We start from the raw sequence: 17,447 nt of genomic DNA, 5'->3' as shown, positions 1-17,447 counted from the left end.
TTGATCAGGACAGGGCCGGGCCCGTTCTGAAGGTCCTTGAAAGGGCTGTTAGTCCTTCTGCAGGCTGGTGGTCGGGATGTCGGGCATTTTCTTCCGGCCCATGGCCCGCTTGACCGAGCTCCATGCGCAGTTCTTCGGGTCGATCGGGGTCCACAGGTTGGTGGCTTTTCCTCGCGTCCCATCCGGGTAGGTGATCTCCCGCCGGATTTCCAGAGTGCCGTCCTTCATCCGCCATACCCCGGTCTCGAAGGTCCCATCGCTGAAGGTTCCCCAAGAGCGGATTTCCTTCTCTGCGGGATCCCAGTAGACGGTCTGGCGCATCTTCCTGAGTGGCTCCTTGCCGAGCTGGATTTCGAAGTTTCTCTCGAGGAAGCGCCCTTCATCCAGCCAGCGGCTCTTCACCCGGACGGTGGTTCCTTCCGACTCGTGGACCCAGGTGCCTTCCATCCATTTCAGGGACTCGAGTTCCTTGATGGGCGCGGCGTGAATGCCGCCGAGAAGAGCGAGGGATAGGAACCAGAGTCGGATCATGGTCCGACCATGGGCGGGATTGGTGTCTGGGTGAATTGAAATTCGGCGGGAATCGGTGTCGTGGATCTTTTCGGCCTGCTGCTCCTCCAGAGCAGGGGTTTGTCCAAGGTAGAGGCCTCATCGGCATGGGGACTCCGTTCTCAGGGCAGGTTCTTCTTCGACTGACATGGGAACCCTTCCTCGGCATTCCCAAAAAAGTGGGAAGGTCGTTTCTTTGATCAGAGTATTGAATACCGACCTACGAAAGAATCGCCACCTCAGAACCCTTGGAACAAATCGCGACCCAGCTACCCTCCATCGTCATACTCCCCGCCAGCCTGATGCCTTCCGCGGAGCGGGTAGAGAACCTTCCGAGTCTGGAAGGGGCGTCCGTCCCTGAGTTCAGAAACCTCCGATGGATCAAACCATGAAGATACCATGTTTCCCAACTACGTCCGGTCTGCGGTCGCTTCTGGCCGCGGGTGTGATGGGCTCCGCGTGTGCCGCGACACCCTTGTCACCACTGATGCCCCGCACCGGTGACTTCACTTCGATGTGGTGGGCTGAAGGGTTTCCTGGGACGACCGAAGGGGCTCCCTGGCTGCGGTGCATTCAGACCGGTCACTATGCCATGGTGCTGGATACCGAGGCGATGCGGATCAACCAACTCGGCCCGGTGCCGAAGGGTTCGGATTACGCGACCTTCGGGAAAACTCCGGGGACGTCCTGGGGAGCTCCATCGCCTGCGGATCTGAGTCTGGTTCTCTCGACGAATGGAAAGCGCTACCGTTGCCGGGAAGGCGGGAAGTGGAGTCGTCATGGCGGCCCCCGATTGATCGAGTCCGGGCGCATCTTCCAACGAGGCGATGTGACCGACCTGGTCTTCGCTGCGGATGACGGGGAAAGGTTGAATGTTGAGGCCCGATTCGAAACCGCGGCATGGCCGGATCGGTTGGGGCTGATTTTCGCCGCACGTCCCGGCTTTCAATCCATCCGTGCAGGCGAGTCTTCGTTCGGGAAGGTGGGGGGTGGTTTCGGTCTGGATGGAAGCAACCATTTTGAGGTTGCTCACGACCCTGGCCTCGACCCCGAGAAGTTCACGCTTGAGTTGTGGGCCTTTGTTCCGACCCACCACAACCTGTCGAAACACTCCACTGCCTGGCTGGTGTGCAAGAACCGCAATGAGGCGGCCGACGGGAGTTTCGGCATCACCCTTCAGCGGGGGGTGCCCCATGCGCGACTCAATATCGGTGGTGGCCGCGAGGGACAGTTCACGGTGAAAGCGGATTCCCCGCATTCTTTGAAACTGGATGCATGGAACCATCTTGCGATGAGTTACGACGGCGATTCCTTGCGGCTGTATGTCAATGGCCGGGCCGTAGGGTCCGAGAAGATCGGTCTGAAAAGGACGCCGGGTCGAGACCCGCTCGTCTTTGGCCGGAGAGGGGACAACCACGGAGACGGCTATCATTTCCGCGGCGTGGTGGATGAGATCCGACTCCATGACCGGGCTCTGAGTGCTCAGGAGGTGCGTCAGGCATTCACGCGCCCTGAATCACCCCGGCCCTCCGCACGGGGGTGGAGCTTCCGGACGGACGGCTTGGCTTGCGAGTCCGCTCCACGTGAAGTGTGGCGGGATGTCTCGATGGAGATGAAGCTGTCGACGGCGGATGGGGCCTTGAGTCTGATGGACCGGTGGGCTCAAGCGAAGGATCAGACCTGGTCTTCCGACGAGTGGCGTCAGGTCGCCCTCGCCCTGGATCCAGTATCGTTCGAGGAGGAGCCCGCGACGAATCCGGTGAAGGTGAGCGCGAGTTCGTCCGGTAACCGTCGCGCGGTGAAGTACGAGCCGACTCTGGGATGGCACCGGATCAATCTCGACGGCATCGAACCTGAGGTGCCTGATGGCGTGAAGCCCCCGAGCAATGACGCAATCGAACGGGTGAAACTCGTTTTGTCGAATCCGACCGATCGTGAGGAAGTGGCCCGCCTGATGTTCGAGAAGACTGCAGGGGGAATCAAACAGCGTATCGGGTCACCCATCACCGGGATCTCCGCGATGCTGCGGGATGTGGAGGGAAACCCGACCGGCATCCCCGTGCAGCTGAGCAAGAATTGGCACAATGACCCGGCGGGAGGGGTTTATTCGGGGATGTGGTTTCATGGCATCAGCCAGATCCACATGCCACCTTCCAGTCGGGTGGAGCTTGAGCTCGTCATCTCCTATGGTCATTGGGGAGGACTTCCCGCCGCGTCCCATGCCCAGCTGAGTCTGGTCGGATGGGGCAGCAATCAGCTCTGGCACCAGAGCGCTCTCGGGGCATGGGGCGAGAGCATTTGCTACGAGCCGGACCAGGTGCAGGCGAACTGCACCATCACCGATGTGCGCCCGGCATTGGTCAAGGCAGGCAAGGATGCCAAGCCGTGGAAGTGGAGTGGCAACATGGGAGGTGGAGACTTCTTCCGCTTGTTTGATCCCTCCGGGAAAAGGGTGGCCCACTCGGCGATGCGAACCACCGCCACCCGACAGGGACCCTGCCTTACCGAAGTCACGTACTCCGGACGACTTGGAAAAGGTGTCATCCACTCAAGCACCGTTAGCCTGGCCCGGACCGATGACATCGTGCGGGGTACGTATCGACTCCGTCTCGACGTGCAGGAAGCAACCGATTTCTCCCGCTTCGTCGTCTTCCAGGTGGGAGCGGATACCTACAACTCGACCAAGGAAAGAAAGATGGCGCTGGGCAACGAGACTGGCTTGATCAAGGAGTGGGATACCCAGTGGGGTGGGAACAAGTACCGCACCCAACCCATCGCCTGCAGCGGTGCCACCCCATGGATTTCCCTGCACCAGAGAGTGGTCGACCCACAGGACAAGCATGCCTCCGGAGCGAACCGCGGGATTGTGATCCGCTCTTGGAACGCGCGGATCGGAGGGAAGGAATGCCCAGTCTGGATCGCCGAGAGGGGCCTCACCCGAGGCAGGAGCGATTCCTCCACCATCGACCTGCTTCCTCCGCCCGGAGTCACTCGTCTGGAACCGGGCGACTTCATCGAAGCCACGATCGAGCACCTCATGATTCCGCAGTTTGCCAGCGACTACTACGGACCTAATACCTCCCTGCGGGCGGCACTTGCCGAAAACGAGGATAGCTGGAGGATGGTTTCCCGCGAGGCGATCGAGAATCACCGCGAAGCCACGTTGAAGATCGGGCGGTTGATTCAGGCGTATCCGGATCTTCGCATCGAGACCGAGAATGATGAGGCCGAATTCATCCTTTCCGGCGGACTCGGCCATGTTCCGGTAACCCTCACCCAGCTCTCGTCATCCACCGCCGGAACCTTGCTCGTCGATGGGCAGCCTCTCGATCAGAGTGTTCATGGTCGTGACTTCTGGCAAACCGACTACGATGCGAAAACCCGCCGCTGGACTCGGACCTACAACATCCCAGCGACGCGGAAATCAAGCCAACTCATCCAATTCAAGTCTGAATGAAGTCACTCCTCGCACTCCTCCTGACAAGTGTCCTGGCCTTCGCCGACAGCCGGCCGAACATCCTCTTCATCTTCGCCGACGATTGGGGGTGGGGGGACCTGAGTTGCCATGGCCACCCCTACGTCAAGACACCGAATCTCGATCGTCTCGCCGAAGAAGGCACGGACTTCCATCGCTTCACCGTGGCCAGTGGGGTCTGCTCGCCGAGTCGCACGGCAGTCATGACCGGGCATTTCCCCGCGCGCTATGCCATCGACGGTCACTTCGCCTGGGTTCCCAGCAACAAGAGGCGTGGGATGCCGGACTGGTTGAGCCCGGAGGCTCCCTTGTTGCCTCGCCTTCTCCAACAGAATGGCTACGCCACCGCTCACTTCGGGAAGTGGCACCTCGCCAATGACATGATCCCCGATTCGCCGTTGCCGAGTGAATACGGCTACGACGAGTACGGAGCATTCAACTGTGCCGGCGAGCAGATGCCGGTTCACGATGACGCAAAGCGTGCGATCGAGTTCATGGAGATGAGCCAGCGCGAGAAGAAGCCGTTCTTCATCAATTTGTGGATTCACGAGCCGCATACCCCGTTCCACGTGCTTCCGAAGTACCGCTGGAGGTTCCCAGAGCTGGATGAGGCGGACAATATCTACGCGGCCGTGCTCTCCCACGCGGACGATCGCATCGGTGAGGTGCTCGATGCGCTTGATCGCTTGAAGCTGAGTGACGACACCCTCGTCATCTTCAGCTCCGACAACGGACCGGCACGTGCGAAGAAACCAGTCGATCCTGCACTCACCTACGACACCGCGACGGGTGCCGGCTTCGGCATCGGTGCCGCCAAGGGGGTCACCGGCGGACGAAAGGGCTACAAGGCTGCGCTCTTCGAAGGTGGCATCGGCGTGCCATTCATCGCCCGCTGGCCCGGGAAGATTGCCGCCGACAAGATCGACGCCACCTCCATGATCTCCGCCGTCGATCTCCTGCCAACCTTCTGTGAGTTGGCAGAGGTGAAGCTCCCCGACACCTACACACCCGACGGTGTCAGTCAGGTTTCCACGCTCAAGGGCGAAGCCAAACCCAAGCGGGAGAAGGCCTTGTTCTGGCGCATGGCTTCCTCCGGGAAACCGACAACGCCCGACTCGTTCCACTGGGTTTCCCATGCCGTTGTGGACCAGCAATGGAAGCTCCTGAGCAGTCGCGATGGAGATTACTTCGAGCTCTACGATCTCGTCGCCGATCCCTTGGAAAAGATCAACCTTGCGGATCAGAAGACCGAAGTCGTGGCTGAGTTGAACGAGAAGCTCGAGCAGTGGAAGGCGACCCTTCCGGAAGGCCCGGACCCCAGTTGTTTCTCTTCCTTACGGAACCGGTAGCCCGACCCGATCACGGGTGCGTTGGGAGACCACCTGAATTGAAGAATTCCGTGGCGTGGATGCCGGCGATGTGATTTGGAGCATTAAGGCTGCGTCACGGATCGGTACCAGTTCCGCACGAGCTGGGTCAGTTCCTCCCGCTTTTCGGGGTGCTGTGCCGCGAGGTTTTTGCTCTCGCCGGGGTCTTCGGTGAGGTCGTGCAGTTCCGGACGGCCACCATCGAAGTCGCAGAGTAGTTTCCATCGGCCGTCACGCACGGCGAGGTCCGGGAGGTTCTTGAACCCGTAGTGGTTCTTGCGGTCAGGAGGGCGGCTGAAGAAGAGCGGGGCCGTTCTCGATTCATCGCTCTTGCCAAGCAGGGTGGCGGAGATGTCTTCGCCGTCGCGGGAAACGCCAGGGGGCGCCGAGGCGATCCGGGCAAGGGACGGGACGAGATCGATGGCGGAGAATACGGACTTGGTGTTGCGGGTTCCCACGGTGGAGGGCGCGATCAGACCGGGTCCCCAGACCACCAGAGGCGAGCGGATGCCGCCCTCGTAGAGATGGGTTTTGTAGCCCTTGAGCGGCGTGGCCATGCCGGCACCTTTCTCGGGTCCGTTGTCGGAGCAAACGAGAATCATTGTGTTGGATCGCAGTGAACGGTCGTTGCGGATCCGGTCGAACAAGCGACCCAGTTGTTGGTCCATGGATTCGAGTACACTCAGGTAGAGGTGGCGCTTGCTTCCGTCTCCCCACTCATCCACCGGCGGCCAGAAGGGTGAATGGACATCGTCCGGCCAGAGGTTGATGGAGAAGGGCTTCTTGTTGGCGACACTCTGATCGATGAATGCCAACGCGGCATCCACGAACCCGGTGGTGATTTCCGAACGCTGCATCCACGTCACCGGTTGGCCCAGTCGTTCCGCGTCCTGCCAGATTTTTCCGACGGTGCCATCGGGCTTTCTGGTCAGTGGCAGGAGCTTGGCACCCATGCCTTCAAAATTCGTGAGTGACTCGTCGAAACCGTAAGCGGTGATTTCCGGTGCGTCGGTGACGTCGCGCTGTCCGCCCATGTGCCACTTTCCGAAGTGGCCGGTGGCGTAGCCGGCTTGCTTGAGGTCGCGGGCCAGCATCGGTGCCTTCGGGTCGAGCCACTGGCACTGACCGCGCTCCTCATTCTGCTTGCGGTGGCCGAGGTAGGAGGTGATTCCCCAGCGCTGGGGGTAGGTGCCGGTGGATACCGCGACCCGGGACGGCGAACAGATCGGCGAATTGACGTAGAATTGCTCGAATACGATTCCTTCCGAAGCGAGTCGATCAATCTCCGGGGTCGAGGCATCCTTGTTGCCGAAGCAGGAAAAGTCGCTCCATCCCATGTCATCAATGAAGACCAGGATGATGTTGGGTTTCGAGGGTTCTCGAAGTTCAGCGGAGTGGGCCGTGGCAGCGCTGATGAGACCCAGGCAAAGGGTCCAGATGAAGAGTCGGTGCCATGCTTCGTGGGTCATCGTGATCCGGAGGTTGATAGCGGGGGAGGACGGCTTCGTCACCTTCGCTTTTTCGGACCGATGATCAGGATGAGTGGGTCGATCGATGGGTCAATGTCCGGATCGCAGGCAGCTTACCCGGAGTAGCTGCCCAGGACCTTCATGTAGTTCGCGCGCTCATAGGCGGAGGGATCACCGACGTGGTCGCTGCGCATCGCCCCGCACATTTCTTCCACGCTGGAGTAGTCGTTCTCGGCCATCCAGTGACGCAGGCGTTCGAGGACGGTGGGGATGCAGTCGAATCCATGGGCCAGCACGGCGCTGGTCATCATGCCGACCTTGGCGCCGCAGAGCATGCTCTTGATCAGGTCGTCCCCGGTGTGGACGCCGCCGGTCACGGCGATGTCGGCGGGGATGCGGCCGGAAAGCAGGGCGGTCCAGCGGAGTGGCAGGCGCAGTTCGTCCGAGTGGCTGAGCTTGAGGTTGGGGACGACCTCGAGGGTTTCGAGATCGATATCGGGCTGATAGAAGCGGTTGAAGAGCACCAGCCCCTTGGCGCCCGCACTGACGACCTGGCGGGCGAAATGGGCGGGAGCGGTGAGGAAGGGCGAGATCTTCACGGCGACGGGGAGCGAGGTGCTCGAGCAAACGGCACGGACGACGTCGATGTAGCCGGCTTCGATCTCGGAAGCGGGCACATCGGGATCCGACGGGACGTTGTAGAGGTTCAGCTCGAGAGCTGCGACACCGGTGGCTTCGATGCGCGCGGCGTAGTCGACCCAGCCACCCAGCGAGCTCCCGTTGAGCGATGCGATGATCGGAATGCCGATCTCCGAGGCCGCGCGGGAAAGATGTGCGAGGTGGTCGTCCGCCCCGACCGGGACGACGTTGTAGTCGGGGATGAAGCTGCTGGCCTCGCCGAATGAATCGGCTCCCTCCGAGAGGATGCGGTCGAGCATCATGCCTTCTTCCTCGATCTGCTCCTCGAAGAGCGAGTGCATGACGATGGCGGAGACGCCTGCCTTCTCGAGCCGATGAAGGTTCGAGAGCTTCTTGGTCAGCGGGGAGGCCGAGTGGACGAGGGGGTTCTTGAGTTCCAGTCCGAGGTAGTTGGTGCCGAGATTCATGGGTCGGTGGGATTAAAGTTCGGCGAGTTGCTTGAAGTGGGCGTAGCGTTGGTTGACCACTTCCTGCGCCTGCTTGAGATATGCCTGCGCGGTCTCCGGCGAGCTCTTCATGAGCATGCGGTAGCGGTTCTCCTTGTCGTGATAGTCCTTGAGCGGGACTTTCGGCGGACGGCAGTCGAGTTGCAGCGGATTGAGCCCCTCGGAAGTACGACGTGGGTCGTAGCGATAGAGCAGCCAGTGGCCGGATTTGACGGCCAGATCCTGCTGGGTCAGCCCCTTGGTGATGTCGATGCCGTGGGCGATGCAGTGGCTGTAGGCGAGGATGATGGACGGTCCGTTGTAGGACTCCGCTTCCTGGAAGGCCTTGACGGTCTGCATGTCGCTCGAGCCCATGGCGACCTGGGCGACGTAAACGTGGCCGTAGTCCATGGCGAGGAGCCCCATGTTCTTCTTCACCGTTTTCTTGCCGTCGGCGGTGAACTTGGCGACTGCTCCGAGCGGGGTGGCCTTGGAACTCTGTCCGCCGGTGTTGGAATACACCTCGGTGTCCATGACCAGGATGTTGACGTTGGCGCCCGAGGCCATGACGTGGTCGAGCCCGCCGTAGCCGATGTCGTAGGCCCAGCCGTCACCGCCGCAGATCCAGACCGACTTGCGGGCGAGGAAATCGACCACGGTGAGCATCTCGGAGCGGCGTGGGTGGCTGGAACCCGCGAGTTTGGTGCGGACCTGGGCGATCCGTGCTCGTTGTTCCTCGATGGCGGTGGAGGTTTCCTGGCTGGCTTCGAGCAGTTCGCTGACCAATGAGTCGCCGAGATCGGCGGCGAATTCCCGGATCAGGTTGCGTGCGTAGGTGGTCTTCTGCTCGATGGTCAGGCGCATGCCGAGACCGAACTCGGCATTGTCCTCGAACAATGAGTTCGACCACGCGGGGCCGCGGCCGTTCTTGTCGGTGCACCATGGGGTGGTCGGCAGGTTGCCGCCGTAGATGGAGGAGCAACCGGTGGCATTCGCGATGTAGGTGCGGTCGCCACACAGCTGGGACATCAGCTTGAGGTAGGGCGTTTCGCCGCAGCCGGTGCAGGCGCCGGAGAACTCGATGTACGGCGTCAGTAGTTGGATGTCCTTCGGGGCCTTGAGCTTGAGCTCGGCCGCCTCGGCATCGGCCGGCGAGAAATCGGGGAGTTTGGTGAAGAAGTCCCAGTTGTCGCGTTCTTTCTCCCGGATCGGCAGTTGCTCGGCCATGTTGATGGCCTTGCGTCCGACGTTGCTGCGGTCCTTGGCGGGGCAGGCTTCCACGCACAGGGTGCAGCCGGTGCAGTCCTCCACGGCGACCTGCAGCGAGAATCGTTTGCCGGGCATCTCGCGCCACTTGGCATCCGCGCTCTTGAAGGTTTCAGGTGCGCCCTCGAGCTGGTCGGGTTCGTAGACCTTGCCGCGGATGACTCCGTGGGGGCAGACGACCACGCATTTGCCGCACTGGATGCACAGGTCTTCCTCCCAGACGGGCACTTCCTGAGCGATGTTGCGTTTCTCGTAGCGGGTGGTGCCGCACGGGAACACCCCGTCGGGCGGGAAGGCCGAGACCGGAAGGAGCTCGCCTTCGTTGGCGAGCAGGCGTGCGGTGACGTCCTTGACGAAATCCGGGGCGTCCCCGGGGACGAGCGGAAGCAGGGTGTCCTTGCGGGTGACCACATCCGGGAAGCGGACTTCATGGAGGGCGGCGAGCGAGGCGTCTACGGCATCGTAGTTCATTTGCACGACGGCTTCACCGCGTTTGCCGTAGGTTTTCTTGATGGCTTCCTTGATCATCCTGATCGCTTCTTCCGCAGGCAGCACGCCGGCGAGTTGGAAGAAGCAGGTCTGCATGATGGTGTTGATCCGACCACCCATGCGGGTCTCGCGGGCGATCTTGTAGGCATCGATCACGAACAGGCGCAGGCCCTTGGTGACGAGTTGTTCCTGCACGCGACCGGGGAGTTGCTCCCAGATGCTGTCGGGGCTGTAGTTGCTGTTGAGAAGCACGGTGGCGCCATCGGCGGCGATGCCGAGGCAGTCGTACTTGTCGAGGAAGCTGAACTGGTGGACGGCGACGAACTCGGCCTGGTCGACCAGGTAGGGCGACTGGATGGGAGACTTGCCGAAACGCAGGTGGGACACCGTCTGCGACCCGGATTTGCGCGAATCGTAGACGAAGTAGCCCTGCGCATGGAGATCGGTCCCGAGGGCGATGATCTTGATGCTGTTCTTGTTCGCGCCGACCGTGCCGTCCGCACCGAGACCCCAGAAGACGGCGCGTGTGGTGTCCGGGCTTTCGATGCGGAACTCACGGTCGTAGGTGAGGCTGGTGTGGGTGATGTCGTCGTTGATGCCGACGGTGAAGTGGTTCTTCGGTTCGTCCTTCGAGAGCTCGTCGAAGACGGCCTTCACCATGGCGGGCGTGAACTCCTTCGAGGAAAGCCCGTAGCGTCCGCCGATGATGAGGGGCTGGGGGCCGCCGCGTTCGCTCAGGCTGGTCACGACGTCCTGATAGAGAGGTTCACCGACGGATCCCGGTTCCTTGGTCCGGTCCAGCACGGCGATGGATTTTACGGTGTCGGGCAGGGCATCGAGGAAGTGCCCGACGGAAAACGGGCGGAACAGGCGGACGGTCAGCACGCCGACCTTCTCTCCTTTTTCCTGTAGGAACTTCGCCGTTTCGGTGGACGTTTCGGCCCCTGATCCCATCACGATGATCACGCGCTCGGCATCGGGCGCACCCTCGTAGTCGAAGAGGTGATACTGGCGTCCGACCCGCTCGGCGAAGCGATCCATTTCCCCCTGCACGATGTCCGGCACGGCATCGTGGTAGCGGTTGCAGGCTTCGCGTGCCTGGAAGAAGGTATCCGGGTTCTGCGCGGTGCCACGGACGCTGGGAGCATCGGGCGTCATTGCCCGGGCGCGGTGCGCTTCCACCGCGTCGTCGTCGATCATCCAGGCGATGTCCTCGTCATCGAGCTGCTCGTATTTCTGGATCTCGTGGGAGGTGCGGAAGCCATCGAAGGCGTGGAGGAAGGGCACGCGGGCCTTGAGGGTGGCGGCGTGCGAGATCATGGCGAGGTCCTGGCATTCCTGCACCTTGCTTGAGAAGAGCTGGGCCCAGCCGGTCTGGCGGCAGGCCATGACATCACTGTGATCGCCGAAGATCGAGAGGGCGTGGGTGGCCACCGAGCGCGCCGCGATGTGCCAGACGCAGGGGGTGAGCTCGCCTGCGATCTTGTACATGTTCGGGATCATCAGGAGCAGGCCCTGGCTGGCGGTGAAGGTGGTCGACATCGCTCCGGTCTGGAGGGCGCCGTGCACGGCACCGGCGACTCCGCCTTCGCTCTGCATCTGGGTGACCTGCGGGACTTCTCCCCAGATGTTTTTCAGCCCGAAGGCCGAATACTGGTCACAGCTTTCCGCCATCGGCGTGGATGGGGTGATGGGATAGATGGCGATGACTTCGGAGGCGCGGTAGGCCACGTGGGCAGCGGCTTCGTTTCCGTCGGCGGCGACTAGTTTTCGACTCATGGTAGGAAAAGGTTTGGGAAATCGCAGGCGGGACCTGATCCCGAGCTTCTTTGACCGTATCCGGGATCATCATCGCGAACTCCGCACAAATCGCCGAAGCCTGCGCGGGAATCCTCCCGAAGCGGGGGGGTGAAGGCTGTAATACAAATGGCTGGCCGAGTTGGGTTGGTTCGCTAGGGTTTCGCCGATGAAGAAACCTTTCACATCTTCCAGTCGTCGCGACTTCCTCAAGGGCTCAGCCGCGTTCGGGGCGTTCACGATTCTTCCAGCCTCTCTGGTCATGGGGACGCGAAGCCGGGCAGCCACGGTATCGGCGAATGAGAAGGTGAATCTCGCCGCCATCGGCATTGGCAACCGGGGAGGTGCGGTGCTGAAGAACATGGTGAACTCGGGGCATTGTGAGGTGGTCGCGCTGTGTGATGTGGACCTTGAGGGCAAGCACACGCAGGCGAACCAGAAGGCGCATCCGAAGGCGAAGCGCTTCACGGATTTCCGCAAGATGTTCGACGAGATGGCGGACGATATCGATGCGGTGCTCATCGGCACACCGGACCATGCGCACTTCTGCATGACGATGCTGGCGATGTCGCTCGGCAAGCATGTCTATGTGGAGAAACCGCTGGCCCACACCTTCGGTCAGTGCGAGCGCCTCATTGCGCTGGCGGACAAGAGTGGTGTGGTGACCCAGATGGGTAACCAAGGGCATTCGGGAGGGAATTACTTCCAGTTCGACGCCTGGACGAAGGCGGGGATCGTCAAGGATGTCACGAAGATCGATGCTTACATGAACAGTCCCCGCCGCTGGCACGGCTGGGGAGCTTCGGTGAAGGAGTATCCAAGCGAGCCTTTGCCAAAGGGCATGAACTGGCCGGTGTGGACTGGTCCGGCCCCGGAGCACCCTTTCAGCAAGAAGCTGCACCCGTGTGAGTGGCGCAGCTGGTTCGACTACGGCTGTGGAGCCTTTGGCGACTGGGGTCCGCACATTCTGGACACGGCCCACCGTTTCCTGAAGCTGGGTCTGCCGACGGCGATCGAGGCGGTCAAGCGGGATGGGGCGAATCCGCTGGTGTATCCCCAAGCTTCGACGATCCGCTTCAAGTTCCCTGAGCGCGAGCGGATGCCCGCCTGTGATGTGACTTGGTATGACGGTGTCGGCAATTTCCCGGAAGTGGATCCTGAGCTCGGCGAGGTGTCGTTCAAGAGTCCGGGCAAGATCATCTACGGCAAGGACCTGACTTTCCAGGGCGGCAGTCACGCGGCGATGCTGCAGGTGCTGCCACGGGAGAAGTTCATGGAGATGCGAGGATCCCTGCCGCGAGTGACCGGGAAGCCTTCGAGTCACTACGAGAACTTCCTGCTCGCCTGCAAGGGTGAGGAAGAGGCGCGCTCACCCTTCCGTGTGTCGGGGCCTCTGACCCAGGTCTTCAATCTCGGCATCATTGCCCAGCGTCTGGGTGGTGACCTGAAGTTTGATCCCAAGACCAAGAGCCTTGTGGGCAATGCCGATGCCCAGGCTCTGCTCGATCCCGCTCCGCGGAAGGGCTGGGAGGAGTTCTACAAGCTCTGAGGAGTCCGCCATCGTCGAAGGTCCGCGCCCGTGGATGGGGCGGGCCGACGGTGGGGGTGTGTCGGCTTACTCGGCATGCCATCGGAAGTCCGGTGCCCCTGGCGGGGCATGGCCGGGGCCGAGGATGAAGAGGGCGGTGGCCCAGGCGTCGGCGGTGGCGCAGTCCGGGGCGAAGACGGTGACGGAACTGGGCGGGCGGACGACCGGCTTGTGGGTTCGTGGGTCGATGAGGTGGCTTTCGAGGCCGGCGGATGTCTTGAGGCTCTGGTGGTAGTTGCCACTCGTGGCCATGGCCTGATTGCGGAGGATGATGGGGGTCGGCGGGCCGCCTTCGGTGGGGCTCTCGATCTGGCACGGCCAATCGCCGTCGCCTGCGAGGACTTCGCCGCCGAGCTCGAAAACGAAGTCATTCATGCCGCGTGCACGGAGGAGTTCGCCGATGCGGTCGACGGTGAAGCCCTTGCCGATGGCGGAGAGGTCGAGGCCTTTTCCGGCCGGGCCGAAGCCTGCCTGATGGACGGACTCGAGCAGACGGATGTCGAAGGCCGGGCCGGTCTCGGCCTGGAGGGTCTCGGCGAGGGTGATGACCCGCTGGAGGTCGGGGCTCGGGGGCGCACCCTCGTTGTATCGGCTGAGGTCGGAGTCGGGTCGCCATTGGCTGAGAATCTGTTCCCAGCGTTCGAGTTCGGCGGCGACTTCGTGACGAAGGGAGTCCGGCGCGGTCCCCCTCCAGGCGAGGGTCCATGAGCAGCCCATGGCGCGACCGGTGAGGACGCTCTTGTCGGACGGTGAACCTTTCAAGGCGATCACTCCGAGGACGACCAGCATGAGTGCGAGGATGCCGAGGGCTTTCATGGGAGGATGAGGAGGAAACCCCAGGCGGCGGTGACAAGGAGGAGGGCGATGGTATCTCGCCGGCTCCAGCGGCTCGGGGAGTGGGTGAGGAATTTCAGCAACGCCCCGGTCGGGCAGCCGTAGTGGCAGTAGGCCTGGGGGAGGAAGGCGGCGCCGATCAGGCCGACGGCAAAGATGGCGACGGGGAGCAGGGCGTGGAAACCCACGCTCCAGATCTCGAAAGGTTCGGCGTGGCTGGCGGAGAAGCCGCTTCCTAACAGGGCGAGCAGCCACAGCAGGATAAGGGCGAGCCATGGCACGGTCTTCATGATGTGGTGCACGCGTTTCGGCAGGGAGAACCGGCGCTTGCCGAGCTTCCCCAACAGGGTTTGTGCGGCTCCGTGGGGGCAGAGATGGGAGCAGTAGATGTTCTTTCCGAACAGGGGCGGGACGAGCAGGGCAACGCCGGTCAGGGTGAGCATGGCCAGCGAGGCGCCGGACACGCTGCCGCGCTTCGCCCAGGTGAGCCACTGGTCCTGAGCGACCATCCAGCCAAGCCAGAGACCGCCGAGGCACATGCTGACGATGGCGAAGGACAGCCTGAGTTTGCGGTTCGAGCGGAGCTTGGTGAGGCCGATGATGAGGCCGACGAGCAACCAGAGGATGCCGACGGCGCCCCGCCAGTCGGTGGATGGGGTGTCGCTGCGCTGGTGGTAGCGGCGGAGCATTTCGGAGACCGTTTGGTCGATGGAGCGGGCGGTGTAGCTGGCACCGCTGACGACGAGCGGCGGGGCGTCGGCGGGCTGGGGATGGCTGCGTCCGGGATAGGGGCTGTTGAACTCGATCTCATCGGAGACATCGAGGGTGTAGGGTTCGTTGTCGCGGCTGCCGAGCAGGCGGACTCCGGTGATGGTGCCGTCCCTGAGCCCGACGATCAGATCGCTGGGACCTTGGAAACCGCGGGCTGCGACGCCCATCGCGCTCGAGCGGAGGAGGACGGGCTTCGGGATCTCGCCCTCGACCTCGAAGACTCCCGGCGCGATGGGGCGGAACCCGGAAGCGGCGGGAAAGATCAGGCGGACCTGCTCGAGGGTGAGGGGGGCGGGAAACCAATCGGCGGCATCGGTGGCGCCGAAGCGTGCGGCGATGCCGCGTGCCATGGCTTCGCTGGTGAGGGTGGCACCGCTGACGATGGTGGTCTCATCGAAGCGATCGAGGCTGGAGGCGTGGCGGCCATTCCACTGGGTGAAGAAGTCGGGAGAGCGGCGGATTTTCTCGAGGTGGCCGGCGGTGTCTTCACTGGAGATCAGGGCGGTGCCGAGGACTTTCCGATGTCGGTCGAGGATGAGCAGCAGATTGCTGGCACCGGCATAGCCACTGACGGCGCGGGCTTCGGGAAAGGTCTGGGTGGCCCAGCCAATGACGGATTCATCGGCAGCGAGGACGGGGGTCAGTGGGTCCCGGTCGGTCGCTTCGCCAAACCGGGAGGCATTCGGCAGCCAGGCTCGGGTGGTTTCGATCCAAGCGGCCTCGAGCTTGCCGGTGGAGCGGTTGGTGCGGGACTGGTGGGCGTGATGGAGACAGAGGCAGGCTGCGGCGAGGATGCCGAGCCGCCAGAGCGGGATCGCGAGGCGCGCGAGGCGTCGCTTATTCGGCCGCTGAGGGTTGGAGGGAGTCTCGGAGCTCATCAAGCGATTCGAAGCGATGCTTCCCGGGGAGAAGCCAAAGCTGCTTCACTTCGTCGAGGTGTTTCTGGTAGATGTCGCGCGGTGTGCAGTCGTGCACGGTGGCGAGCGCGGCGGCGCGTCCGACGACGACGCCCATCATGCCGATGGTATTCATGACGCGGGTGGTGCCGAGTGCGCGGCGGTCGACACTGATGTTTCGGCCGACCATGAACAGGTTCGGGATGTTCCGTGAGTAGAAGCAGCGGTAGGGGATCGGGTAGCCGACGTTGCGGTCCACGCCCTTGCCATGGATGGCGCGGGAGATGAACGGGCGGTCGGGGGTGGCCTTCAAGTACTGCTCCTGGGGGACATGGAGGTCGATGGACCAGGTGACCCGGACGCAGGCATCCGGAAATTCGTCTTTGGCGACGATTTCGTCTCCGGTGAGGATCACGTCACCGAGGAGCTGCTGGGTTTCCCGGGTGCCGCCGATGTAGGCGAGCCAGGTCATCTTGGCCTGCTGGTGGCCATGCGGGTCGCGCTTGGCATGGGCGCCGTGGTTCTTGATGGCATTCCACGCGCTGTAGGAAACGGCGAGGTTCCAGTCGCGGGTTTGCTCGAGTTCGAGGATGGGGTGGCGATCGTAGCCGCTTTCCCAGAACCACTCGGCGTGGTTCCGGCGCGGGTAGGGGAAGTCGGATTCCTTGAAGGGGACCATCCAGTCTTCTTCGGGGAAGGCAACGGTCTGGCCGGTGTTCTCCCACATCCACATGTTGCTCATCCCCATGCGTCCTCCTTCCGCCATGGTCTTGTCCGCACCTGCCCAGTCGCCGATGAAGCCATGGCCGGTGCAATCGACGAAGAGCTTGCCGGAAATGCGGCTGACGCGTCCTCCTTCGATGTCGAGCACCTTGATGGACTTGATCTGGTCGCCTTCCTTTTCCACGCCATAGGCATGGTGGCCGAGGAGCAGGGTGATGTTCTTTTCCGCGCGGACGATTTCCGTCTTCTTGTCGTCTTCGAATTGTTCGGCGGGCGCGGGTGAGGCTTTGGCGGAGTCGGTGAATTCCTTCACGATGTCGGCGAGCGGATACTGGTTCGGGGGGAAGTTCCCTTTGGCCCAGACCCGGACTTCCGATGATCCGTTGCCCCCGAGGACCTTGCGGTTCTGGATGAGGGCCACTCTGGCTCCCATGCGGGCTGCGGAGATGGCGGAGCCGAGGCCGCCGTAGCCGCCGCCGACCACGACCAGGTCGAAGTCTCCCAGCTCGTCGGCCATGGTGGGAACGCCGTCGATGGACCACTTCGTGCGCTCGGCGAGGCTGCCGACACCGGGTGGGGTGAAGTCGGGGTCGTTGCTCAGCAGGATGGCGTCGACCCGACCATTGAAGCCGCTTTGATCGTGGAGCTTCAAGGTGCGTGATCCGGCCTTCAGCGGGGTGGTTCCCACGGATTCCCATGTCCACTGCGGGGCGCCCTTGCCCAGGGTTTCCCCGAGGGGCTGACCGTCGACCGACAGCGTGAAGCGTCCGGCGCCTCCCGCGCGATCCAGTCTTTCGGACCAGTCGATCGTGCGCACCCAGATGCGGTAATCGCCGTCTTCGGGGACCTGCACGGTCGTGCTCGCATCCGCCACGGGTGAGCCCATGCCATGAGCGATCAGGTAGGGTGAGCCCATCGACTCGATGAATTGGGTGTCGACCTTCCAGCCTCCCTTGTTGGCGAACTGTTCGGCTTCGATCAGCAGGCTGGCGGCCTGGGTTGCGCCGATGAGCAGAGGAGTCACGAGGATGCGGGGAAAAGTCATGGGATCAGGGCGTCGAGGAACATGATTTACACCCGATCCCGGGCGACCTTGTCA

10 protein-coding genes are annotated in these 17,447 nt (G+C 62.6%); 3 read left to right on the top strand and 7 right to left on the bottom strand.

The features are described 5' to 3' along the window. Positions 1 to 48: 48 nt before the first annotated feature. Positions 49 to 531, bottom strand: a complete 483-nt coding sequence (locus JIN81_RS14855; protein ID WP_200281452.1) for a hypothetical protein — start codon at positions 529 to 531, stop codon at positions 49 to 51. Positions 532 to 937: 406 nt separating this feature from the next. Between JIN81_RS14855 and JIN81_RS14850 the strand changes: the two genes are divergently transcribed. Together JIN81_RS14850 and JIN81_RS14845 are read left to right on the top strand one after the other, a co-directional pair. Beyond that, positions 938 to 4,006, top strand: coding sequence for a LamG domain-containing protein (locus tag JIN81_RS14850; RefSeq protein ID WP_200281449.1), 3,069 nt, complete (start codon positions 938 to 940; stop codon positions 4,004 to 4,006). After that, complete coding sequence (locus JIN81_RS14845) at positions 4,003 to 5,373, top strand: sulfatase family protein (protein ID WP_200281446.1); 1,371 nt, start codon at positions 4,003 to 4,005, stop codon at positions 5,371 to 5,373. Before JIN81_RS14850 ends, JIN81_RS14845 begins: the two co-directional genes overlap by 4 nt. Before the next feature lie 83 nt (positions 5,374 to 5,456). Here the strand turns inward: JIN81_RS14845 and JIN81_RS14840 are convergent, their stop codons facing one another. The 3 genes from JIN81_RS14840 to nifJ all read right to left on the bottom strand — a co-directional run bounded on the left by JIN81_RS14840 (position 5,457) and on the right by nifJ (position 11,518). Then, positions 5,457 to 6,860 (bottom strand): sulfatase-like hydrolase/transferase, encoded by a 1,404-nt coding sequence (locus tag JIN81_RS14840; RefSeq protein WP_200281443.1) that lies wholly within the window; start codon positions 6,858 to 6,860, stop codon positions 5,457 to 5,459. Between the two features lie 113 nt (positions 6,861 to 6,973). Continuing rightward, on the bottom strand, positions 6,974 to 7,966 hold the full coding sequence (locus JIN81_RS14835; RefSeq protein ID WP_200281440.1) for a dihydroorotate dehydrogenase-like protein: 993 nt from the start codon (positions 7,964 to 7,966) through the stop codon (positions 6,974 to 6,976). Positions 7,967 to 7,978: 12 nt separating this feature from the next. Beyond that, positions 7,979 to 11,518, bottom strand: a complete 3,540-nt coding sequence (nifJ, locus tag JIN81_RS14830) for a pyruvate:ferredoxin (flavodoxin) oxidoreductase (RefSeq protein ID WP_200281437.1) — start codon at positions 11,516 to 11,518, stop codon at positions 7,979 to 7,981. Positions 11,519 to 11,705: 187 nt separating this feature from the next. On the opposite strand from nifJ, the gene JIN81_RS14825 reads away from it, so the two are divergent. Next, positions 11,706 to 13,085 (top strand): Gfo/Idh/MocA family oxidoreductase, encoded by a 1,380-nt coding sequence (locus JIN81_RS14825; protein WP_200281434.1) that lies wholly within the window; start codon positions 11,706 to 11,708, stop codon positions 13,083 to 13,085. Positions 13,086 to 13,151: 66 nt separating this feature from the next. On the opposite strand, the gene JIN81_RS14820 is transcribed toward JIN81_RS14825, so the two are convergent. From JIN81_RS14820 to JIN81_RS14810, 3 genes are read right to left on the bottom strand one after another with little or no spacing between them, the layout of a single operon-like run. Continuing rightward, complete coding sequence (locus tag JIN81_RS14820; RefSeq protein ID WP_200281431.1) at positions 13,152 to 13,940, bottom strand: FAD:protein FMN transferase; 789 nt, start codon at positions 13,938 to 13,940, stop codon at positions 13,152 to 13,154. After that, entirely contained in the window at positions 13,937 to 15,607 is a 1,671-nt protein-coding gene (locus JIN81_RS14815; protein ID WP_200281428.1) for a 4Fe-4S binding protein, read from the bottom strand. Before JIN81_RS14815 ends, JIN81_RS14820 begins: the two co-directional genes overlap by 4 nt. After that, positions 15,567 to 17,393: an FAD-dependent oxidoreductase gene (locus tag JIN81_RS14810; protein ID WP_200281426.1), complete on the bottom strand. Its 1,827-nt coding sequence runs from the start codon at positions 17,391 to 17,393 to the stop codon at positions 15,567 to 15,569. Before JIN81_RS14810 ends, JIN81_RS14815 begins: the two co-directional genes overlap by 41 nt. Between the last annotated feature and the right edge of the window lie 54 nt (positions 17,394 to 17,447).

The sequence above is a fragment of the Haloferula rosea genome (assembly GCF_016595525.1).
GTDB lineage: Bacteria > Verrucomicrobiota > Verrucomicrobiia > Verrucomicrobiales > Akkermansiaceae > Haloferula > Haloferula rosea.
This window is presented reverse-complemented; position numbering and strand designations above follow the sequence as displayed.

What these genes read in the sequence shown, in the direction of transcription:
- JIN81_RS14855 (WP_200281452.1), bottom strand. Translation starts at nt 531, where the DNA reads ATGATCCGACTCTGGTTCCTATCCCTCGCTCTTCTCGGCGGCATTCAC.
- JIN81_RS14815 (WP_200281428.1), bottom strand. Translation starts at nt 15,607, where the DNA reads ATGAGCTCCGAGACTCCCTCCAACCCTCAGCGGCCGAATAAGCGACGC.
- JIN81_RS14835 (WP_200281440.1), bottom strand. Translation starts at nt 7,966, where the DNA reads ATGAATCTCGGCACCAACTACCTCGGACTGGAACTCAAGAACCCCCTC.
- JIN81_RS14845 (WP_200281446.1), top strand. Translation starts at nt 4,003, where the DNA reads ATGAAGTCACTCCTCGCACTCCTCCTGACAAGTGTCCTGGCCTTCGCC.
- JIN81_RS14820 (WP_200281431.1), bottom strand. Translation starts at nt 13,940, where the DNA reads ATGAAAGCCCTCGGCATCCTCGCACTCATGCTGGTCGTCCTCGGAGTG.
- JIN81_RS14825 (WP_200281434.1), top strand. Translation starts at nt 11,706, where the DNA reads ATGAAGAAACCTTTCACATCTTCCAGTCGTCGCGACTTCCTCAAGGGC.
- JIN81_RS14810 (WP_200281426.1), bottom strand. Translation starts at nt 17,393, where the DNA reads ATGACTTTTCCCCGCATCCTCGTGACTCCTCTGCTCATCGGCGCAACC.
- nifJ (WP_200281437.1), bottom strand. Translation starts at nt 11,518, where the DNA reads ATGAGTCGAAAACTAGTCGCCGCCGACGGAAACGAAGCCGCTGCCCAC.
- JIN81_RS14840 (WP_200281443.1), bottom strand. Translation starts at nt 6,860, where the DNA reads ATGACCCACGAAGCATGGCACCGACTCTTCATCTGGACCCTTTGCCTG.
- JIN81_RS14850 (WP_200281449.1), top strand. Translation starts at nt 938, where the DNA reads ATGAAGATACCATGTTTCCCAACTACGTCCGGTCTGCGGTCGCTTCTG.